Here is a 23,948-nt window from a genome sequence, read left to right on the forward strand (position 1 = left end):
TTGAAAATATGTCATTCAAAAATAGAATAAAACACGCTTCCCTACCTTCTCATTCGATTATTTTATTAATAATCATGAGCCTCTGGGGATGCAAATCGGGAGAAAATTATGTGCAACCAAACTTAAACCTTCCGGACGCATTTAAGTCATATTCTTCCGACCAATCAGACAGTCTTTCAAAAGACACTACAAACATAGGGAAAGTGGAATGGAGCGTGTTTTTCGAAGACACCACCTTGCTGCAATTGATTGATGACGGGCTTCGCAACAACCTTTACTTAAAGCAAATTGAAAAGGAAAGTGAAATTGCCAATGAAGCTTTTAAGCAATCTAAAGCAAACTTCTTACCTCAACTCACAGCCGTACTTGAAAAAAGGGATGATCGTTATTCCCGAAATTCTTCCACAAGAGAAAGTGTCAATTTCTATGGAGATGCAAATTCACCCAACCAATGGTATGTAACCAGAGCCAGTAATATGGCTGCACTTCAGTCTAGCTGGGAAATCGATTTGTGGGGAAAATTCAGACGGTCAAAGGAGGCCAACTTAGCCCAATGGCAACAAAGGGATGCCTATACGAAAGCAGTAAAAACGGATGTTGTCGCTGAAATCGCAACCTCCTATTATAAACTACTTATGCTGAAAGAACAGCAGCAGGTAGCTGAATACAATTTAAGGCTTAATGATTCTACGCTTAGTATAGTGAAACTACAGTATCGGGCAGGTGAAGTATCCTCTCTAGCGATTACACAAACAGAGTCCCAAAAACTGATCTCCGCATCACTGGTACCGCAAATTGAGCGTGAACTTGAAGTTCAAAAAAACAAGCTAAACGAATTATTGGGGGAATACCCTATGGAATCCATTGATGTACAAAGAGGTTTAGGTGATACCAGGTTACTGAGTGAAGTGGCTGTGGGTGTGCCCCTTGAACTTATCAAAAACAGACCAGATGTATATGCTGCAGAACTGGCTTTGGTTGAGGCAAATGCTCAAGTAGGGGTTTCCCAAGCCATGCGCTATCCATCCTTGTCTCTAAATGCCCAGTTAGGATATGATGCAATTAATTTGTCAAACGTCCTGAATCCCGGGTCTCTATTTGGTGTATTTGTAGGTTCAATCACACAGCCCATATTTCAAAATAGAAAACTGAAAACGAGGTATAAAATTTCCCTCTCAGAAAGAGATATAGCTGAACTTGCCTTTCGTGAAAAAGTAATACAGGCGGTTTCTGATGTATCCAATGGCATGGTCACTATTCAAAAGCTGGAAGAGGAATATGGATTGGCAGAAAGACGACTTACAAACGCTAGGAAAGCTGTAAAGGAATCCTATTTGTTATTTAGCAGTGGATATGCAACCTATCTGGAAGTTATCAATGCCCAAAGCAATGCCCTGGAAAGTGAGCTTTATATGGTAGACGTCAAAATGCAAATGCTGGTAGCAAATATAGAACTGTACCGAAACCTTGGAGGTGGATGGAATTAAGCTTAAAGCTTAGTTTTCCAAAAAAATTTGTTGAGAAATATTTTAATATCGGCTGAATAAAAAAAGTGTTATTGTTTCTTTAACCAACTACGTAATTCACAGGCATACCTCCAAATTGGGGTATGTCTGGTGAATTTATATGTTATTCATCCATTTTTCAGATTAAACAACTTCTATGAAGCTACTTATCCACATTTATCACATCCGCAACCAGTCTGCGGTTTATCACGCTTACGGAACCAGGTTCGGTAAACCCACCCGCCAATTACGGTGACAAATAAAACAAAAACCAACACTTCCTGCCACATCACTTATGAGAATATTTGATAAGTTGCTAAAGCACCTAAATAGGCTATTACCGTCATGAAAATGGTTTGCAATACTGGCCATTTCCAACTTTTAGTTTCCCTGTAAACCACTGCCACTGTACTCATACACTGCATGGCCAAGGCATAAAAAACCATCAAAGAAAAACCTGTTGCTCTGTCGAATACTTTTTCACCAGTATCTGCATGCACCTGCTTTTCCAGCTTTTGCCTGATGGTTAATTCATCCTCTACTTCTTCCCCAACGCTATATATTGTTGCCACAGTGGCTACGAAAACTTCTCTGGCCGCAAAGGAAGTAAGAAGAGCAATCCCTATTTTCCAGTCATAACCCAAAGGCCGTATGGCTGGTTCTATGGATTTTCCTAGAATACCTATATAAGAAGATTCCAATTCCTTAGAAGCATAAACATGCATGATTTCTTCTTTTTCACTATCCGTCGCATTCTCCAACATGGCTATCTTCTCAGCCTCCACGGCTTCCATTCTTCCTGATGGCCCATAACTGGCCAATACCCACAACACAATGGAAATTGCCAAAATCACTTTCCCTGCTTCAAGAACAAATATTTTTGATTTGTTGAACATGGTCATTAATACAGTTTGCAGTCGTGGCATTCTGTAAATAGGTAAGTCTGTCATCAAGAAACTTTTCTCTTTCGTTTTAATGATAAACTTAAGCGCAAAGGCTCCTAATAAAGTAAATACAGTCCCAAAGAGATACATGACCAAAAGTGCAATGGCCTGAAAATTAATACCCATCCAGGCTTCATCTGGGACAGTCAAACCTATCAAAATAACGTACACTGGCAATCGTGCAGAACAACTCATCCAAGGGGTTACCAAAATGGTTATTAGCCGTTCTTTGCTGTTGCTAATATTTCTACTGGCCATTATACCAGGTATGGCACAAGCCATTCCTGAAATCAAAGGCACAACACTTTTTCCATGCAATCCAAATGGACGCATGATACGATCCATAAGAAATACAACCCTGGAAAAGTAACCTGTATCTTCTAGAAAAGCCAAAAAACCAAACAATAGGGCTATTTGTGGAATGAAAATCACCACACCACCAATACCTGTAATGATCCCTTCTGCCAATAAATCTGTAAAAACTCCTGGAGGCAGTGTTTCTACCACCCAACTGCTTAAGGCAGCAAAAGTACTGTCTATAAAATCCATTGGGGCTTCTGCCCAAGCAAAGATTGCCTGAAAAATGAGTAACATGATCCCAAAGAATGTCACATAACCCCAAATAGGATGCAAGAAAACGGCATCCAGTTTTCCATGAAATTTTCGTGGTTCATTCGTCCCCGAAAGGACAGATTTACTAAGAAGTTCCTTAATTTTTTGGTACCTGTCTGTAGTTTCTTTTGTCTGTTGTTCTTGGGTGTCAAATTGAAAAGCTTTGGCACGTTCTTCCAACCAAATCCGTTTTTCATCAGATAATGTTGGATCAAAAGAAGCAAAAATCAATTGTTGAAAAGCTTGATAGGGATGGCTAAAACCAAACTTTTCCTGAACCTCTCCAAGCAGTTCGGGGAAATCCAGGTCATGAAAAGGTTTACCCACAACAAATTTATCCTCAATAAACAAGGACTTTACTGTGTCTAACCCATGATTGTTTCTGGCATCTGTCATGACCAGAGGTACGCCCAACGCCTGGTACAAGGCAAATGTTTTAATGTGTAGTCCTCTTTTTTCAGCCAAATCTTTCATGTTGATCACAAAAGCAATCGGAATTCCCAGATCCATAACCTGGGTGCCTAGCAAAAGACTTCTTTCCAGGTTACACGCATCTAAAATTACAAGGGCAGCATCGGGCTTCTCCTCACCTTGACCGTTGAGGACTTTGTGAGCGATAACTTCGTCTTCGGATTTAGGCAAAAGACTATAAGTCCCAGGCAAATCTATCAATTCAAAACGCTGCTCTCCATTATGGAAATAACCGACCATTTTATCAACAGTCATCCCAGGATAATTCCCAATTTTTTGATTTAACCCTGTGAGCTGGTTGAAAATACTTGACTTCCCCACATTAGGATTACCAATAATGGCAATTCTTCGTGTACCCAATTTCTCTGCTATTTCCATTCGCTATTCTGCTTTCAAATGAATCAGATCAGCTTCCTCAATTCTCAAGGCAAGTATATTTCCGTCAATGATAAAAGCCATGGGCCCTTTAAAAGGTGCTTTTTTCAACAAGCTTATTTTTTTACCTGGCAAAACTCCCATTTCCATCATCCTAACCAACAGGTTGGAGTTGGATATACTGGAAATTTCGTGTACTGTATTGTTATTAAGTCCGGCTGCAGTCATGGGAATTCGGTTTTAAAGACTAATCTGCATCTTTGATTTCAATGCGCAATTTTAACATAATTTTCTCGGAAAAATAAGGATTTTCGTCTTTATTTAGATTGAATAAATTATATTGTTCACATGCTTATAACCAAAAAATACAGCTTGTAAGTTCGCAGAAAGGCAAAGCATTTGAAAAAAAATAAAAACATGACAAAAATCAACTTAAAACCAGTACAATCATTGCCCTTAAAAATTCATTAATTCTTCAAATTAGCAAAATCATTGGGCGATTTCAATTGAGTATGTCATTGCATTTTCGCTTAGTTCTCTACCTGTTTTTGAATGGCTCAAAGATAAGATAAAAACAGGCTTAGGTAATTAATGTCACTGTATTTATGCCTATTACAACCTAATTTTATTTTAAATAAGACAATTGGATTTGTTTTAGCAGGTTAATTAAGTAGAAAACAAGAAGCTTTGATTAAGGAGTCTCCATTTTTTCACCGAATTTAAAATATTCTCGACAACTAAAAAGCTCATTAAAAAATCTGGTTTCAAATTTGATTGATAAAATTAAACGTTAACAAAAATTAAAAATAATATGTTTTTCGAACGTGTATATGATAAAAGTTTGGCACAGGCAAGTTATGTTATTGGATGTCAAGCCGGAGGTATTGCCGCAGTGATAGATCCCAAAAGGGATGTGGATACCTACCTAAAGATTGCTGAAGAAAATAATTTCACCATCACTAAAATCCTGGAAACCCATATTCATGCAGATTTTTTATCTGGATCCCGGGAATTGGCTGCTTTGACTGGAGCAGAAATGTACCTTTCCGGTATGGGAGGTGAAGACTGGCAATACGAATTTCCCCATAAAAAAAACGTCAAAGGCGATCATATAGCACTTGGTAATATAGACTTTGAAGTACTTTATACACCAGGACATACTCCTGAAAGCATAAGTTTTCTTCTGACTGACAAGGCTGCAACTTCTGCTCCTGTCATGGTTTTCACTGGAGATTTTGTTTTTGTGGGAGATGTTGGAAGGCCAGACTTATTAGAGCAGGCAGCAGGGATAAAAGGCAGTCAGGAAATCGGTGCTGCACAGTTGTATGATTCGCTTCAACAATTTCAAAATATTCAAGATTTCGTACAAATTTGGCCGGGACATGGTGCAGGTTCGGCTTGTGGCAAAGCACTCGGTGCTGTTCCGTCCAGTACGGTTGGATATGAAAAAATAAGAAATTGGGCTTTCCAGCTATTGGAAGATGGAGCAACATTCACCCAAACTTTGCTTGAGGATCAACCAGAGCCTCCTCGGTATTTTGCAAAAATGAAACAACTCAATAAAATTGAGCGAAAACTGCTAACCAAAGTACCTGAGATCAAGCATTTGTCAACCAATGTATTTATGAATAAGGTCAGCGGTCAAATGCCCATAATAGACACCAGGTCTCCTGAAGAATTTGCGAAGGGTTATTTGAAGGGAAGTATTAACATTGAAAACAACAATTCAATCGCTACCTGGATGGGCTGGTTTATGGATTATAATGCTCCGTTCGCTCTGATTGCTGAGCCAAATGAATTGGATGATCTTTCGAGAAAGTTAATGAGAATTGGCCTTGATGATGTTTTTGGTTATATCAGTCCCAGGGAGTTAAATACTGCTGAAGGCATCCAATTAATGCGCTCCACCCCCATTAATAAGGAAGATGTTCAAGACAAAATCGACAAACAAAATGCTCAGGTAATAGATGTAAGGGGAGCTTCAGAATTTAAAAAAGGCCATATTGAGGGTGCCAAAAACCTGTTCGTAGGAAAACTCAATCAAAACCTTGACCAGGTGAGTAAAGAAAGACCTGTTATCGTTCACTGCCTTTCTGGTACCAGGGCTGCCATTGCTTATTCTTTATTGAAAGCCAATGGTTTTGATAATGTTTTTAATTATGAGGGAGGCTGGGAAGATTGGCAGAAAAATTAAAAGTTGGGTAAAACATATTCTTAGACTGGAATTAGTTAATTACTGGCCAAAAACAAAACCAACTAATTTATTTTTAATACGTAACTTTTGATATCCCAGAATATTCAAAACCAATGAAAACTACCATTGCACAACTTGCTAAGGAAATGGCTCGATTGGAAGAGGCTTTACTTCAAACAACCCATGAGTTTGATGTCTATTTGGACACCCTTCCAGAATCTCAGATTGTTTCTGCCACGAATCTAATCCAGTACCTTTATTTTAGAAGTAAGGACAGAAAAACCTTGCAGGAACGCCTCCATTATTATGGCTTTTCTGCACTTTCGAATTCTGAAAATCATCTTCACCGGCAGATTCAAACAATAAGAGAACGTTTAGGTCATGTCTATTCAGAAGATGCGCTCAACCCCTGCACTTATAAATTTAGCCGTAAGAAACTGGAATACAACAGCAAGCTACTGTTTGGCAGACCTGTTCAAGCAAAAACGCCATCGGTTATGGTCACTTTTGCTTCAGACTTTGCCGATAATGCTGATCTGGTGGAAAGGCTACTACTTAATGGCATGCAAGTAGCCCGTATCAATTGCGCACATGACAATGAAAAGGTTTGGAAGGCGATGATCAAACAAGTTAAATCAGCTGAGAAAAAAACGGGAATGTCCTGTAAAATATACTTTGACCTTGCCGGCCCAAAAATCAGAACTTGCCTATTGGCCAAAGGAAAAGAAGAAGGAAAGGTTAAGGTAAATGAAGGCGATACCATTTGGTTAGCGGAAACAAATGAAGGATTTTCAGCTGAAGACATTGTGATTAGCCCCAATGAAACTGGGATAATTTCTTTTCTAGAAGAGAAGCAAAGGGTTTTTATTGATGATGGTGAAATCAGTGGCTTAGTGACCAGGGTGGAACCTGGAAAAGTGGCTGTAGAGTTGGTTCGTATTGCATCCAAAAAAGGGAAGATTAAATCAGAGAAAGGGATTAATTTCCCCGATACCCCTATGAATATTCCATCCCTTACCGATTATGACAAAGCCTGTCTACCCTTTATATGCAAAAATGCAGACTTAGTGGGCTATTCATTTGTGAAAACACCGGGAGATGTCACCAAATTAACCAATGAGCTAAAAAAATTAGTCCCTAAAAAACCTCTTCCGATCATTCTAAAGATAGAAACACCTGAGTCAGTTCGAAACCTGCCCTCCCTTTTACTTGAAGCGATGAAAAATCCACCATTTGGAATCATGATTGCACGGGGAGACCTTGCCGTTGAAATTGGTTTTGGGAGAATGGGAGAAATTCAAGATCAAATTTCATGGATTTGTGAAGCTGCGCATGTACCCGTAGTCTGGGCAACTCAAGTCCTGGAGACCCTTCAAAAGTCGGGCATGCCCACCCGCTCAGAGATCACAGATGCAGGACAGGCTTCCCTGGCAGAATGTATCATGATCAATAAAGGCAATCACACCATCAGGGTATTGAAAACACTAAAGGAGATCATGCTTAGAACGGCTGGTCATAGGACTAAAAAGCGATTTATTTTTCGCCCATTAAGTATCGCAATTGACTTTATCGATTCCAATAATAGCTATAGGCTAGAGCCAAATTCCGAGCGCAAATAAGGTCATTATTAAACCCTATTTAAATCCAGACAAAGACACTTTTAAAATCAATTATAAAACAGTACAGTGCAGGACGGCTTTGGGATAGAATTCATTTATATTTGATTCCAAACCAACAGTAAGCCCATGAAAATTTCAACTTTTTTGATATTGTTTTCACTAATGCTTCACAGTAAAGTGATGGCAGTATCCGATTTGACACCAGAGAATTTAAGGTGTGAATTCCTTGAAAATCCTTTTATTGATGAAAGAGAACCACGCTTAAGCTGGATTTTAGCTTCTGAAGTAAGGAATCAACATCAAACCGCTTATCGCATTTTGGTGGCAAGTAAAATGGAGCTTCTGGAGCCAGGAAAAGCCGACTTATGGGACTCAAACAAAATTCCCGGAGACCAAACTTCTCAGGTGATTTACAAGGGGAAGGCACTTCTTTCCCGTCAGAAATGCTATTGGAAAGTGCAAAGCTGGGACATAAAAGACCAACCAGGGGAATGGAGCAAAGCTTCAACCTGGGAAATGGGACTCTTAGAGGCAAGCGATTGGAAAAGTAAATGGATAGGCAAAGATTTTGCATCAACTACCCTGCCTGTTCCTTACAAGAACAAAGAATTATTGCTTCCCCCCTCCCCCATTCTCAGGAATGAAATAAACCTACCCGAAAATGTTTCCAAAGCCCGATTGTACATCACTTCCCTGGGTTTGTACGAATACCGCATCAATGGAGAAAAAGTAGGTCAGGACTTTCTTGCTCCTGGCTGGACAGATTATAACAAAAGGGTGTATTACAATGTCTATGATGTCACCGACCAACTGGGCCAAGGTGAGCATGTTTTACAGGCCATCCTTTCGCCAGGCTGGTACAGTGGCTATATTGGTTATGCATTATTGATCGGCAATCCGGTAGTTAGGGCCTTTTATGGGGACACTCCTGCCTTGAAGGCACAACTGGAGGTTACTTATACAAATGGTAAAACAGCCACATTTTCCACCAACGGGGAATGGAAAATCACTTCAGGAGGACTTCTTGAATCCGATATACTTCATGGAGAAACTTTTGATGCCAGAAAGGTACCTGACGACTGGAGTAAAACTAATTTTAATGACAATAACTGGGCCAATGCTGAAATAATTAATGCTGGCAAGCGTAATTTGGAGCTTTACCCTGCACAGCCTGTCCAGGTCACAGAAGTTATAAAACCTGTAGAAATCCATGAGCGAGAGAATGGTAAATTTATTTTCAATATGGGGCAAAATTTTGCCGGTTTGGTCAAGTTAAAAGTAAAAGGAAAGGCGGGGGATAAGGTTGTATTAAGATTTGGAGAGATGTTGCACCCTGACGGCAGGCTTATGGATGAAAACCTACGGATGGCCAGAGCAACAGACACCTACATTCTCAAAGGAGATCCTAATGGAGAAGAATGGACTCCCTCATTTACCTACCATGGCTTCCAATATGTAGAAGTTACCGGGTTTCCTGGGAAACCTACAAAAGAGAATATCACAGGCTTGGTTTTAGGATCAAATACCCCAAGGGTAGGCCATTTTGAAACAGATCACCCCATGGTCAATCAACTGTACAAAAATATTGTCTGGACCCAACGGGCAAATTTTGTGGACATCCCAACCGATTGCCCTCAAAGGGATGAGCGAATGGGATGGACAGGTGATGCCCAAACCTACGCAGGTACAGCAGCCATTAACATGGACGTCTCTGCCTTTTTCACGAAATGGATTCAGGATTTAAATGATGCGCAATGGGATTATGGTGCCTATCCAGATTATGCACCCGCTCCAGGGGTAAGAAGTTCCGACACTTATGCCCCAGGATGGATGGAAGCAGGAGTTATCAATCCTTATGAGCAGTATCGTGCGTATGGTGATACACGCATCATTGAAAAGGGCTGGGAAAACATGGAAAGATTCATGGCTTTCCACCATCAAAAAAGCAAGGGTGCCTTCTTTTACCCTGAAGGCTCATTTGCAGATCTCAGTCCCAAAGGGGGGTATGGAGACTGGCTTTCAATTGGCAAAAAAACGCCTCCTGATATGCTCGCTACCATGTACTATGGCTATGTTGCTCAGTTAATGTCTGAAATGGCAACTGCCATAGGCAAATCAGAAAGAGCTTTGCATTACCAAAATCTGTCGAAAAAAATAAAATCTGCTTTTGCTGACCATTATATGGACAAAGAAAGCGTAAGGCTTGTCACCAATGCGGCTGCCTATGGAGACGGCAAAGGGTATGTGGATGGACAAATGGGCTTTTCAGGCAATACTCAAACGGCTTATGCAAATGCCATTTCTCTTGATTTTCTAGATGATGAACAAAAAAAGATAGCTGGAGACCATTTGGCACAATTAATTTATGAGAATGACGGCAAATTGGCTACAGGATTTCTAGGGGCAAAGCAGCTTTTACCAGCATTGTCTGCTACGGGTCACAGTGACCTGGCTTACCAACTCCTCCTTAACGAAGAGTACCCTTCCTGGGGCTTTGAGATAAAAAATGGTGCCACTACCATTTGGGAAAGGTGGGACAGTTATGTAAAAAATGATCCTGAAAAAATGGCCAGCCTCAACAATGGTATGAACTCCTTTAGTCATTATGCCTTCGGCTCGGTATTCGAATGGATGTTTCACAACATGGCAGGTATTAGATCAGATGAAGCGGGATACAAGACTTTTATCATCGCTCCGGAAATACCCAAGAAAGCGATCAATTATGTTGCTGCAAGTCACGAATCTATTCATGGTAAAATCACCAGTTCCTGGAAAAAAGAGAATGGAAAACTTCTTATGGAAGTAAGTATTCCCGTGAATACCCAGGCAACTATTTTCGTCCCCGCCAAAAATGAACTGGACATTACCTTGGATGACAAACGTTTGGATCAGCATCAAGGCATACAATTGGGACACTTTTACAATGGCAAGCAAGCTGTAAAATTAGGATCCGGGACGTATCATTTCGAAAGTAGCCTGGATTGATTTTGGCAAAACCAATTGTTTACTAGGCTTCAAATCAAATCCTATTGACCCGGATTTGAAAGTCTTGAAATGGTGTTATAAAGGTTATTCAATCATTTTGACAACCTTTTCCCAAATATCAGCATCCACAGGAACACCAAGCCGAAGATTTTCTTCCCTCCGAACAAAGGATTGCTCTCCAGGATAGCTTATTTCCATGCCTTCAAAAACTTTGGAAGTTTTCAAATCTTCTAAAGTATTCCCAATTCTTTCGTCTAGCTTGTCCTTTGGTATTCCTAAAACTTCGGGATGGAGACATAGAAAAAACTGGGAGACCCCATACTCCTCTTTCTGACGACCAATTTCATGGGTAGATTGGCCATCAGATAGACCAGATGCCAGGAGGTCCAGCATCATTGAAAGCCCTGCTCCTTTCCACAAGCCAATAGGCAAAGCCAACTGTTCTGCAATCACCTGAAATGGATCTTTTGTAAGCTTGCCTTCTGAATCAAAACCTGCATCGAAGGGCAATTCTTTGTTTCCTTTCCTGAAAATTGCCATTTTCCCATAAGAATATTGGGTCATTGCAGTATCCAAGATTACAGCTTTGTCTAAATAGGGCAAGGCAATTACCAAAGGGTTATTGCCTAATTTAGGCTCTTTTCCACCCCATGCTGGCATATTGGGTGTGGTATTGGTAAAACAAATACCAATGCACCCCGCCTCAGCTGCTTGCCATCCATAGTTGCCTGCACGCATCCAGTGATTGGTATTGCTCAAGGCCACGCAACCCATCCCATTGGTTGTGGCCATTGCTATGGCCCTGTCCATGGCCAATGAGGCATTGTACATTCCTGCGCCCAACTGACCATTCCAGCGTTCCATTATTGGCAGAGAAAATTCCTTTACCGGATCTTTATCCGGCAATACCCTGCCTCTTGCCACTTGCTCCAAAAAAGCTGGAAAACGATTTAATCCATGGGACGCCACCCCATCCAAACTTGCCATGGCAAAAAGTTGGGAACAGACTTCCGCCTTTTCCTGCTCAAACCCATTCTTGGTCAATACTTTGATAAAGGTGGTTTTTAAAACTTCAAAGGGAATCCTTTTGGTAGTATCCATACTGGTATTTGGTCTAAAAATAATTTCAGAATAAAGTAAGAGAATTTTGCTAGACGAAAAAATACCCTTTGAAAAATTTCTTAAAAAAGACCAAAAAGTAAAATGTGTAGTTTTACATTTTAACCTTTAATATTTACGCAAAAAAGCGGCTAAACTTAAGCTAACTCCCAACCAATAAACAGCTTATATAGAAACTACCCAAAGCACAACTCTCTTTTTATAAACAACATTAGAAGGTCGATACTTAACAAAAAATAACTTATTTATTCTACTTTTTAAATGACAATTAATTTCAACGTATCAAATTGTAGCTTTTTTTTATTGTAATATTTTTTTTATATTCGATTAAAGTATATTATAAATGTATAACTCTTTATTTTTTTCTATTTTTTGTAGTTTCCTATTTATTCCTACGTTACTGAATGGGAACGTTCTGCCCATACCCGTTTATTCGAGTTTAAATAAGCAACACAAAATCACCTTATTGGAAGACTATTCTTATGAGTTAGAAATATATCAAGTAACTACTATTTATGAATCAAAAGGATTGTCACACGCATCCCACCATTTTATTATAGATCAATTTACAAGCTTAGATAATTTTGAAGTAAAGGTAGTTAACCCAAATAATGGCAAAACCATAAAAAAATACAAAGCTAAAGACCTTGAAAAAAGAGCTCTGATTGATTACGGAAGTATTTACCAGGATTTAGAAGTAATGTATTTCACACCGGAAGCAACTTCCTATCCGATAAGTGTAGAGATGACGGCTCGAATAAAAAAGACTGGCAATTTTTATTTCCCAAGCTGGAACCCACAAAATTTTCACCATCAAAAGGTAGAACAAGCAAGCTTGGAAGTAAACTATCCTAAAGCACTAGGTATTCGGTACAAAACACAACTTTTCGAGGGCGATTTCAATGAGGTGTCAGATGCTGAAACCCAAACTCTTTTTTGGACTACTGACAATCAACCACCGTCCACTACTGACAGCAAAGATGTTGAACTAACCAAAATAAAACTCGCCCCAGTAAAGTTTGGTATGGATGGATTTGAGGCAAGTATGGAAACTTGGGAGAATTTTGGATTATGGTTCAACCAACTCAATAAAGAAAGGACAAACTTACCAGCAGAATTCAAACAGGAAATTCAGCTAATGGTTAAAGATGCAGGTTCGGACATTGAAAAAATTCAAATCCTTTATAAGTACCTGCAAAGTAACTATCGCTATGTTAGCATACAATTGGGGATTGGTGGCTGGCGGCCTATGACAAGTGCTGAAGTGTTTTCAAAGAAATATGGAGACTGCAAAGGTTTGACTTTATTCATGAAGGCCATGCTTTCTGAAGTTGGCATAAGTGCTGATTATACCCTAGTGAATGCTGGGAAAGATACCACCTTTGACGAGGATTTCCCATCCAACCAGTTTAACCATGCTATTCTTCGAATAACTTCTGGCTTGAATCACTACTGGCTTGAATGTACTTCCAATCACCTTCCAGCCGGATTTTTGGGAACGTTCACCAAAAATCGAAAAGTATTGGTTATAACCCCAGAAGGAGGGGAAATCGACCATACGCCCTCCTATTCTGATCCTGACTTTAATACAACAAAAATTATTACTTCAATAATGTTAATGGAAAATGGTAATGCTAAAATAAAAGGATCCTTGCTACACCAAGGGTTCCCTGCAGAATCAGTAATCATGAAAACTTTTGATAAAAAAGAGAAGGAAATCAATACCATTTTCAATGAACAAATAGGTGTAAATGGATTATTGATAGATGAGCTAAGCTTGGATAAAATCATTAACTGGAAAGAAATAGCCACAGAAATAAACTTTTCCGGTGTTGTTTTACGGTATTTTAGAAATACCAGCAAACGTATCTTCATTCCAATGTCTTGGTTCAATTGGGAAATTAATATGGAAGACCCAACAGGAAACTATATTGAGGAAGCTACTATTAAAAAACACCGTGCGTTAGATATAGAGTCCATTCCTGACAATATTACCATCACTAAAGAAAAATTTGATATAAACCTGGAGATAGCAATCGATGAAAAAAATATATTCATTAAAAAACACATAAAAGTCAAGGACGCTACTTCACTTTCTAGCGAAGAACAAAAAGCACTATTAATAGCTATAAATGAAACATTGAAAGGAGAATTAATTTTCACAAAACAATGAGCATATGGTTTGTACAAGAATTATAGTATCATTCACTATTTTGACATTAACTCCACTATTATTATTTTCCCAGGAGATGCGTTTTGGGAAGTACAATGACTTTGAATTTAATTTCAATGAAGTTTCATTTGACCCTGAAGCAGATGCGGTAGTATTGCAGGAATCCTGTTACAATTTATTCTCTGGCATAGTGCTAGAAAGCAAGATACACCGAAGAATTAAAATCCTTAAAGAAAGTGGTAAAGAACAAGCCAATGTCACCTTAAGGTACTTTAGAGGAGATGACAATATTCAAGATCTTTTTAAAATAAATGCACAAACTATTAACTTAATAAATGGAGAAATTCAAATTGAGAAATTATTTAAAGATGATTTTTACGAGGTAGATGCGGGTGATGGCTGGAAAGAAATAAGGTTTACCTTCCCAAATGTACAAATGGGATCCATTATTGACTTTTCTTATAAGAAAACGGATAAATCCATCGTTTCACTAGAAGGATGGGTATTTCAAAATGAGATCCCCACTCTTAAATCGATTTATGAAATCTCCTTCCCCTCTTTTTTAAGGTATAAAAATCTGGCTCAGGGACTCAAAACCATTACGCATAATTATAAAACCAAGACGAAAGACAATTATCGCTGGGAACTAGAAAACCTAAGTGCTTTCAAGCCTGAGCCTTATATGGCTCATTACAAAGACTATTTGGAGAAAATCGATTTCCAGTTGGATGGATATGAATTCAGGGAAATGGATGGTTATGGCACTGATTTAAATAAATACCAACAATTATTCCAATCCTGGCAGGATTTAGCAGAATATTTCACAAATCGGACTGAATTTAAAAGCTATTTAGAACCTAAAAAAAAACAGGCTGAAATTACTAACATTAACCCCAATGAATTAGATACGCTTCAACTTGCAACCAACATTTACGACCATGTTACCTCCCAATATAAATTTACCGGCTTATCCTCAATTGTTCCCACTGAAAACCTAGATGAAATAATCACCAGCAGAAATGGTAGTAGGGCGGAGATTAATCTATCCCTGATTGCACACCTTAGACATTATGGAATTCTAGCTTATCCGTTACTTATAAGTAGCAAAGGTAATGGAAGGTCCAATCTGGTACCATTCCCATTTATTGATCAATTTAATCATCTAATTGCCGTTTCATTAATAGGTAATAAAGTTTATTATTTGGACGCAACCAATTCAGACATACCCTTTGGCTTTTTACCCTCTGATTTTCTTGTTTATCAAGGCTTTCTGATGATAGAAGAAAAAAGTGGGCTTATAGATATAAAGATCCCCCATTCCTCCGGATACAATGTTTTTTCTAATTTAGATCTAGGAGAAAATTCCATAAAAAGAGCGTCGACAATAAAAGTAATGGATTTTGATTACATCTTAAATTCTGGCCTTTTTAACGAAATAAACGAATCAAATGATGTCTTCCAAAATAAGCTATTGCCAAACTCAGATGATCAGGAAGAAATACAAACCATATCAATTACGGAAAACGATAAAAAAGAGAATCAATTATTAATCAAATACATAGCTACCAAGGAATTCGATTCAGATAAAAACCTATACATAACCCCGTTTCATTTATTGCGCTGGGAACCCAATCCATTTGTAAGAGCAACCCGTGCATTCCCAGTAGATTTCAATTATATTTTTACTGACAGGTATGCAACAAAATTCGAAATCCCAGAAGGATATGTACTAGATGATTTCCCGGAAAATGCATCCATGACCCTGCCGAGCGGAGCAGTCTCCTTCAATTTTGATGTTAAGATCATGGAGAACACAGCCATCGTGAATGCCATAATATCAGTTAAAAACCATTTAATTGATGCAAATGAATATCCCGATCTAAAATACCTGTTGGATATCATATCAAGCAAGTTTAAAGAACCAATGGTATTGATAAAAAAATCAAACAATACAGAGGTCGATAAACCTTCAGAATAATCATTGCCCCATTTATTTAAGTATAAAACAATTATCCGTTGGTTAATTCCTTCTTTTTTTACTTTTTGCATACCTAAAAATTCATTCACCGTCTATATGAAAGTAATCAGCTGTGAACATCCCGGTCTGTTCGTTAATAAGGAAACTGAAATTCCACAAGCCATAGAAGGCGAGGTATTGGTTAGTATCAAAAAATTAGGTGTTTGTGGCACCGATTTGCATGCCTTTGCAGGAAACCAGGCATTTTTTACTTATCCGAGAATTCTTGGACATGAAATAGCCGCCCAAGTAGCCCAACCTAATGGTTCTTCATTCACGGAAGGTGAACCAGTTGTAGTCATTCCTTACCTTCATTGCGGTCAATGCAGTGCATGTAAAGCAGGAAAAACCAATTGCTGTGAAAAACTTAAAGTACTGGGTGTCCATACAGATGGTGCCATGCAGGAATATATGGCCCTTCCTGAGTCTATTCTTATCCCAACACCTCAACTAAGCTGGGATGAAATGGCCATCGTAGAACCGTTGTCTGTGGCCGCTCATTCAGTTAGAAGGGCCGGCATTCAAAAAGGAGACCAGGTTTTGGTAATGGGTTGCGGACCAATTGGCTTGGCCATTATGGTTTTTGCCAAGCTTGCAGGTGCAGAAGTAACTGCCTTGGACATCAACCCCTGGAGATTAAACCTATCCAAGAACGAGTTTAAAGCCAGCCATACAATCAATGCAAAAGAAGTTGAAGCTGATTCAACACTAAAAGAGAAATATAAAAATAGCTTTAATGCTGTATTCGATGCCACTGGCAATAAAACAGCGATGGAGGCAGGCCCCTATTATGTAGGACATGGGGGGAAATACATTTTGGTTGGGCTATACAAAGACCAATTGTCTTTTCACCACCCTTCGATTCATGCCAAAGAATTGACATTGCTATGCAGCAGAAATGCTACCAAAGATGACTTTTTATATGTAATTAGCACATTAGAGAGCAAATTCTTTCCTACCAATTCCTACACCACGAATAAATTCGATTTTGAACAGACAAAAGAAAAATTCCCAGAACTTACGCTCCCGGAAAACCAAGTCATCAAAGCTTTAATCGAATTTTAAACTTTACCTATTAATTGTTACTTACAGCCCTTCTCCGCCCCTATTTGAGAAAAGGAAGGCATGCACTAAATTGGTTTATTTAAGTATTCGCTTAATCGCTGCTATGATAATAGCAACATTTGCATGGACAGAAAACCATTGCAGGTAAAATTGTGCTGATTTAAATTGCCCATTTCAGTTAATGCGTTTTCTACCATTCAAAAAACCCTTTCACCATTTGTATATTGGTTTTGTTTCTTGACTGTTTTATTTACGAAATTTACCAGTTAAAGCGTTTAATTTATGAATAGGTTTTCGTTTATATTTCTGACCCTCTGTTTTATAATATGTCCATTACTTGTAAATGGACAAATAAATAATAATTACCAAATATTGAAAACCAATAATGCCTACGTTGTAAAACCCCATGCACAAGACTTTACCAGAATAGACACAGAAAGCATGAGTCTTGACTGTTCAACAACCAATCTTAGTACAGAGTTAAACTTTGGGCATATTTCAAGTTATTTTGATGAGGAAACTCAAGTCATTTTTAGAAATATTAAAATCCAGGCCAGGGTGTATTTAGACATTCAAGGCGACATAAGGGATCTTTATTTCATCTGCGAAAGTGATCCAAAGGATCATGCGATAGATTTCAAAGCATTGGCTACAACCATTCAAAGGAAATTTAAAATTGATCAAAACAATGAATGCCTTCCTAAAATCGAAGACAAATACATCTCCTGGTATATCCCATTGTACCAATATTAACTTGAATTATACAAAAGCCCCTATCACCTGGAAAACATCCCCTCCGCTAAGAAAGGTCAGGACAGGCTAAGAAAATATGGAACCCTCTTGCATTAAAAAAAGAATACATCCAAAACCTTCCTGTTCATAATAGATCAAAAAAAAAGCCCGATTGAATCGGGCTTTTTTACAAATTAATTTTTATTATTTCAAAAAGAGCATCTCTCTGTATTTCACTAATGGCCAAGACTCGTCGTCCACCACCAATTCAAGTTTGTCTACTGCATACCTGATAACATCAAAATAAGCATCTTTTACATCTGTACTATAAAGCTTAGCTTTTTTAGAGATGTCGTCTTCCTTATTTACTCGCTTCCTTGCTTCAACCATTAAGCCAACATTCGATTTGAGTGACTCAATATGCCTAGAGATTTCCTCAATTGTCCCAATGGCTGCTGAATGATCCAAACCTAATCCTTTCAAACCATTTGCATTTGCAATAAGCTTGTTTTGGTAAAGAATCGCTGTAGGAATAATGTGATTTAAGGCCAAATCACCCATTACACGTGATTCGATCTGAACTTTCATTATATAGTTCTCCAACCTGATTTCGTGTCTTGCATGTAACTCTCTTTCATTAAGCACGCCGTGCTTTTTGTAAAGATCTGTTACCGGCTTAGATATAAGTACATCCAAAGCATGGGCTGTACTCTTCAAATTAGAAAGTCCTCTTTTCTCAGCTTCTTGTGCCCATTCTTCAGAATAGCCATCGCCTTCAAAACGAACTTTTTTACTTTCTTTGATATATTTTCTAAGTACGTTAACAATGGCAAGTTTCTTTTCTTTACCAGCACCAATTTCCTTATCAATATCTCGTTTCATGTCCTTAAGGACGTCAGCAACGATTACATTAAGTGCAGTCATTGGACCTGCAGGGTTTGCAGTGGATCCAACTGCCCTAAACTCAAATTTATTTCCAGTAAAGGCAAAAGGAGAAGTTCTGTTTCTATCGGTATTGTCAAGAATGATTTCAGGAATTTTAGAAATTCCCAATTTCATATACATGTTGTCTCCTTTTTCTATTTTTAAGTTGCCATTTTTCTCCAACTCATCAAGAATTTCAGTAAGCGTACTTCCCAAGAAGATAGAAATAATAGCAGGAGGCGCTTCATTTGCACCTAATCTGAAATCATTACCAGCAGAAGCAATACTAGCCCTAAGTAGGTCAGCATTTACATATACTGCTTTGATAGTCGCTACCAAGAAGCATAGGAACTGAAGGTTTTCTCTTGCAGAATTACTAGGCTGAAAAAGATTAACTCCTGTATCCGTAATTAATGACCAGTTGTTATGTTTTCCACTACCGTTAAGTCCAGCAAATGGTTTCTCATGGAAGAGCACTTTAAGATTGTGCTTTTCTGCCACTTTTTCCATTACTTCCATCAATAGAAGGTTATGGTCAGTAGCTTTATTGATGTCTTCAAATAACGGTGCTACCTCAAACTGTCCAGGAGCAACTTCATTGTGACGCGTTGAAACAGGAATACCTAATTTCAATGATTCAATTTCAAAGTCTTTCATGTATTCCTTAACTCTGGAAGGAATAGACCCGAAATAATGATCATCTAACTGCTGACCTCTTGCTGGGTTATGGCCAAAAACAGTTCTACCAGCCATTACTAAATCTGGACGGGTAGCATATAATGCTCTATCTATTACAAAATATTCTTGCTCTACACCTAGTGAAGGATTCACTTTCTTAACATTTCTGTCAAAATACTGACAGATTTCTACAGCAGCTGCATTGATTGATTCTGTAGATCTGATAAGTGGTGTTTTAAAATCAAGCGCTTCACCTGTATACGAAACAAATATTGTTGGTATGCAAAGCGTTTGATCGAAAATAAAAATCGGTGAGCTGGGATCCCAAGCGGTATATCCACGAGCCTCGAAAGTTGTTCTTATGCCACCATTAGGGAAAGAAGACGCATCAGGCTCCTGCTGAACCAAAGTACTGCCTTTAAATCTCTCCATTCCAGTCATGGCATCAAAAAAAGTGTCATGCTTCTCAGCAGTGGATCCTGTTAGTGGTTGAAACCAGTGAGTATAATGCGTAGCCCCTTTGGACATGGCCCATCCTCTTACAGCTGTTGCGATTTCATCAGCAGTGGACATATCTATTTTCGTTCCTTTTTCAATCGCTGCTTTGACTTTTTTGAAAACAGGGCTAGCTAAGGTTTCCTGCATCTCTTTTAAGCCAAAGACCTGAGATCCGAAATAATCAGAAATTTTTAAAGAAGGTGCTACTGCAGTTAATTTAGCTCTGCCTTGCACTTTCATTAACGCTTTTTGTCTTAATGTTGCCATTTGAATAGTTTATGGTTTAAAAACTAATTACAAAATTAGAAAAATAAATGAATTTTTTTCATTTATGGTGATTTTTAGAAGCAATTTCAGTGATTTTTACATTATTGACAACAAACACACCTAAAATATCCATCAGAATGGTGGTTTTTTTTCGAATTCGTCAAATTTATTGCAAAAATGGAAAATTCAATGATATTCACTAAATTTGCTCCGGAATAAAAGAAAACAAAAGTTTGAAAAAAGTAGCATTCTATACCCTCGGTTGCAAATTAAATTATGCAGAAACCTCTACTATCAGCCGTATGTTTGAAAAAAAGGGCTATATAAAGGTGGGATTTGAGGAAACTCCTGATATTTTCATTATTAATACCTGCTCGGTTACCGAAAATGCAGATAAAAAATGTAAGAAAATCGTAAAGGAGGCTAAAAAGATATCTCCCAACGGTTTTGTTGCTATTATAGGTTGTTATGCACAGCTCAAGCCTCAGGAGATTGCCACTATCCCTGGTGTCGACGCTGTTTTGGGAGCAGCTGAAAAATTTCGATTGATTGAATTGCTCGATGATTTTGCGGTCGGTCAGGAAGCCAAAGTTTATGCTTCATCGATTGCTGAAGCCGAAGTATTCAACAATGCTTATAGTATACATGATCGAACCCGTACTTTTTTGAAGGTTCAAGACGGCTGTAACTATGGCTGTGCATTTTGTACAATTCCTTTGGCAAGAGGTAAAAGTAGAAGCGACACCATTGATAATATAATCGCCTCCGCTAATGAAATTGCAGCTACGGAAGTAAAGGAAATAGTAATTACAGGTGTCAATATTGGGGACTTTGGCATTCACAATGGAAAAAGAAAAGAAAAATTTATAGACTTGATACAGGCATTGGATCAGGTTGATGGGATTAATCGATTTCGTATTTCATCGATAGAGCCCAATTTACTTACAAATGAAGCGATATCATTTGTTGCCCAATCCCAACACTTTGTGCCCCATTTCCATATTCCTCTTCAGTCTGGTAGCAATACTATTTTAAGGAAAATGGGTAGAAGGTATTTAAGGGAACTGTATGAAGACAGGGTCAGCAAAATCAAAGGCTTAATGCCTCACTGCTGTATAGGTGTAGATGTAATCGTTGGTTTCCCAGGTGAAACGGAAGAATTGTTTCTGGAAACGTATGAATTTCTCAAGGAGCTTCCTATTTCTTATCTTCATGTATTCACTTATTCCGAACGGGCCAACACTCGGGCAGCTGAAATGGAGGAGGTAATTCCCATGAAAATTAGAAACAAGCGCTCAAAGATGTTAAGAATACTCTCTGAGAAAAAGAAAAGGGCTTTTTATGAAGAAAATCTTGGAAAAACGTATACTGTTTTATTTGAAGGTGATGTAGAAGATGGTAAAATGTTCGGTTTTACAGAAAACTACATTAGAGTAAGTGCCAAATATGATCCCCTCTTAATAAATGAATTAAAAAAGGTAACCTTAGTCGCTATAAATGACAAAGGGAGCGTTGATGTTTATGAACCTGAAAATGAAGTGATCTACCACTAAGCCTATAAATTGGTAACGTTAATCAACCGGTGATCAGCGTATTTTTTAATTTTATAATTTTTATGATGAAAGAATGAATTCCATGTCTTAAATTGGGTTATTGTAAGATTTATCCCTCAATCCAATTTATAATATGATCACGCATTCGAAAAAATTCTTTTTTACACTAATCATTATACTGCTCCAGTTTACGAATACCTATTCTCAGAATTTAGGGGGGAAAAACATTGACCCTTATCAACCAGTAGAAATAGCCGAAGATGGTAGCTGGTGTTGGTTTCAGGATGAGAGGGCACTATTAATCGATAACAAAGTAATTTTCACGGGGGTAACCTCCAAAGGATACAATACGGTAAATGAATGGAATTTGGATGATAACAGTTCCCAAACTACCATAGTTACCGAAGGCTCCCTGCCTGCCGATGATCACAACGTTGGCTCACTCATGTTAAGACCTGATGGTAAAATTCTAACTGTTTATTCCGGACACACCTATGACGAACTTATTAGGTACAGAACCACTGTCAATCCTTATGATATAAGTGAATGGACGGATGAGGCAACCTTTACTGCCAATGGGAAAGTTTGTTATTCAAACACCTATTACCTTGAAGACGCTGATTTAACCTATAACTTCTTTAGAGGCAATGGCAACAACCCTCATTATCTTGTTTCCAAAGACTTGGGGGAAAGCTGGACATTTGGCGGAAGGCTTTTTGAATTTGAAGGAAGATCTTACTTGAGGTATGCTTCAGATGGGAAGAACCGCGTACATTTTATAACCACAGATGGACATCCAAGACATATGAATAACAATATATACCATGGGTATATAGAAAATGGAAATGCGTACCAATCTGATGGAACCCTAGTAGGGCCATTGAGCACAACGGAAAACAGCAAGTTTAAACCTTCCGATTTCACCATGGTATTTGACGGTGATCTTGAAACCCGTGAAGATGTGGGATGGACGAGTGATATCCAATTGGATGATCAGGGCATACCTTATATTGTTTTTACTGTAGCCAAAGATCCAGTATCCAGAGGAGAGAGAATTAATGTTTCCAAAGGTGGATTTGACAACAGATACCATTATGCTATGTGGGATAATGGAAAATGGGTTGAAAATGAAATAGCTTATGCAGGAAGTCGCTTATATCCTGACGAAAATGAATACACAGGTTTAATTAGCCTAAATCCAAAAGACAAAAACATTCTTTACTTCTCTGGGGATGTTCACCCAGAAACAGGTGACCCTATTCTTGTAGACGGTGAAAGAAGACGAGAAATTTTCAGGGGAGAAAGACTTGATAAAGAAAGCCCTTGGAGATTTACTCCCGTAACCTTTAATTCAAAAGAGAACAATATCAGGCCCATTGTTTTGGCAGACGATAACAGAGAAATCGTTTTGTGGTTAACAGGAAGGTATACAACATATAAGGACTACCAACTTAAGGTGTACGGCAAAGTCATCAAGAAAAAAAAAACGATTAAGGAGAACAAAAATAAAAAAATAACCTTCCTCATCAGCAAGGATCCGGACAATTACGAAGCTGATCTCACCATCCCTTATTTTGCTATGAAACTGGCAAAAGAAAGTGGATTCGAGACAAAAGTGATTTTAGGTGAAGGCGAAAGAAATGAGTTTAAGCTCCCTGAATTAGAAGAAAATATGGACAGTGATCTGTTGGTATTTTTCTTAAGAAGGGTGGCACTTTCTACCGATCAGATGCAACTGATAAAAGATTACATTGCTGCAGGCAAGCCGGTCCTTGGCATAAGAACAGCCAATCATGCATTTTCCGTCAGAGAAGGTGAAATACCTTCAGGATTTGAGGACTGGAAAGATTTTGTTCCTGAGGTTTTAGGACATGAGAACAAGGGTTACGGAGCAGCACGGGAGCCTACTCATGTAGTGGCCGCACAAAAACCCGGAAAAGGATTACTAAAAGGTATTCCGGAAGGAGAATGGGAAAGTCAGGGTAACCTCTATTTAATTGGAAACAGCCTTGACAAAAAGGCAAAAGTAATATTAAAGGGTACTTCCGATGGAAAAACAATGCCTGTAGCCTATTCGAGAAAATTTGGAAAATCCAGGGTATTCTATACCTCTATTGGGTATCCTACGGACTTTACCCATCCCTATTACATCCAATTCCTGAAAAACGCTATAGATTGGACTTTAAATATAAAATAAGCAAACCACTAACTTATCCA

General features: G+C 38.4%; 14 protein-coding genes. 10 read left to right on the forward strand and 4 right to left on the reverse strand.

The genetic code is table 11. The features are described 5' to 3' along the window. Positions 1-8 precede the first annotated feature (8 nt). Complete coding sequence (locus AC0L7T_RS19905) at positions 9-1,487, forward strand: efflux transporter outer membrane subunit (protein ID WP_473337818.1); 1,479 nt, start codon at positions 9-11, stop codon at positions 1,485-1,487. Positions 1,488-1,798: 311 nt separating this feature from the next. Here the strand turns inward: AC0L7T_RS19905 and feoB are convergent, their stop codons facing one another. Then, positions 1,799-3,910 (reverse strand): ferrous iron transport protein B, encoded by a 2,112-nt coding sequence (gene feoB / locus AC0L7T_RS19910; protein WP_473337820.1) that lies wholly within the window; start codon positions 3,908-3,910, stop codon positions 1,799-1,801. A gap of 3 nt (positions 3,911-3,913) precedes the next feature. Beyond that, a complete protein-coding gene (locus AC0L7T_RS19915; RefSeq protein ID WP_473337821.1) occupies positions 3,914-4,135 on the reverse strand; it encodes a FeoA family protein in 222 nt (73 codons plus the stop codon). 583 nt (positions 4,136-4,718) lie between these two features. Between AC0L7T_RS19915 and AC0L7T_RS19920 the strand changes: the two genes are divergently transcribed. The 3 genes from AC0L7T_RS19920 (at position 4,719) to AC0L7T_RS19930 (ending at position 10,705) form a co-directional block, all read left to right on the forward strand. Then, complete coding sequence (locus AC0L7T_RS19920; protein WP_473337823.1) at positions 4,719-6,101, forward strand: MBL fold metallo-hydrolase; 1,383 nt, start codon at positions 4,719-4,721, stop codon at positions 6,099-6,101. Between the two features lie 113 nt (positions 6,102-6,214). Continuing rightward, positions 6,215-7,720 (forward strand): pyruvate kinase, encoded by a 1,506-nt coding sequence (locus tag AC0L7T_RS19925; RefSeq protein WP_473337825.1) that lies wholly within the window; start codon positions 6,215-6,217, stop codon positions 7,718-7,720. Between the two features lie 126 nt (positions 7,721-7,846). Further along, on the forward strand, positions 7,847-10,705 hold the full coding sequence (locus AC0L7T_RS19930; protein WP_473337826.1) for a family 78 glycoside hydrolase catalytic domain: 2,859 nt from the start codon (positions 7,847-7,849) through the stop codon (positions 10,703-10,705). An 84-nt stretch (positions 10,706-10,789) separates the two neighbouring features. Here AC0L7T_RS19930 and yiaK read toward each other — a convergent pair whose 3' ends face one another. Continuing rightward, entirely contained in the window at positions 10,790-11,806 is a 1,017-nt protein-coding gene (gene yiaK / locus AC0L7T_RS19935; protein WP_473337828.1) for a 3-dehydro-L-gulonate 2-dehydrogenase, read from the reverse strand. A 361-nt stretch (positions 11,807-12,167) separates the two neighbouring features. Here yiaK and AC0L7T_RS19940 point away from each other — a divergent pair, with 361 nt between their 5' ends. The 4 genes from AC0L7T_RS19940 to AC0L7T_RS19955 all read left to right on the forward strand — a co-directional run bounded on the left by AC0L7T_RS19940 (position 12,168) and on the right by AC0L7T_RS19955 (position 17,832). After that, positions 12,168-13,997: a DUF3857 domain-containing protein gene (locus AC0L7T_RS19940; protein WP_473337829.1), complete on the forward strand. Its 1,830-nt coding sequence runs from the start codon at positions 12,168-12,170 to the stop codon at positions 13,995-13,997. Between the two features lie 4 nt (positions 13,998-14,001). Next, entirely contained in the window at positions 14,002-15,975 is a 1,974-nt protein-coding gene (locus tag AC0L7T_RS19945; protein ID WP_473337830.1) for a DUF3857 domain-containing protein, read from the forward strand. 96 nt (positions 15,976-16,071) lie between these two features. Further along, a complete protein-coding gene (locus AC0L7T_RS19950; protein WP_473337831.1) occupies positions 16,072-17,079 on the forward strand; it encodes a zinc-binding alcohol dehydrogenase family protein in 1,008 nt (335 codons plus the stop codon). Between the two features lie 372 nt (positions 17,080-17,451). Next, positions 17,452-17,832 carry a hypothetical protein gene (locus AC0L7T_RS19955; protein ID WP_473337833.1) on the forward strand — a complete coding sequence of 127 codons (381 nt, stop codon included), beginning with the start codon at positions 17,452-17,454 and terminating at the stop codon, positions 17,830-17,832. Positions 17,833-18,015: 183 nt separating this feature from the next. On the opposite strand, the gene AC0L7T_RS19960 is transcribed toward AC0L7T_RS19955, so the two are convergent. Then, positions 18,016-20,178: a glutamine synthetase III family protein gene (locus AC0L7T_RS19960; RefSeq protein WP_473337835.1), complete on the reverse strand. Its 2,163-nt coding sequence runs from the start codon at positions 20,176-20,178 to the stop codon at positions 18,016-18,018. Positions 20,179-20,411: 233 nt separating this feature from the next. Here AC0L7T_RS19960 and mtaB point away from each other — a divergent pair, with 233 nt between their 5' ends. Both mtaB and AC0L7T_RS19970 read left to right on the forward strand, forming a co-directional pair. Further along, positions 20,412-21,731: a tRNA (N(6)-L-threonylcarbamoyladenosine(37)-C(2))-methylthiotransferase MtaB gene (gene mtaB, locus AC0L7T_RS19965; protein ID WP_473337837.1), complete on the forward strand. Its 1,320-nt coding sequence runs from the start codon at positions 20,412-20,414 to the stop codon at positions 21,729-21,731. A 133-nt stretch (positions 21,732-21,864) separates the two neighbouring features. Beyond that, complete coding sequence (locus AC0L7T_RS19970; RefSeq protein WP_473337838.1) at positions 21,865-23,928, forward strand: BNR-4 repeat-containing protein; 2,064 nt, start codon at positions 21,865-21,867, stop codon at positions 23,926-23,928. Positions 23,929-23,948 lie beyond the last annotated feature (20 nt).

The organism is Cyclobacterium sp. 10D3-21 (genome assembly GCF_055809755.1).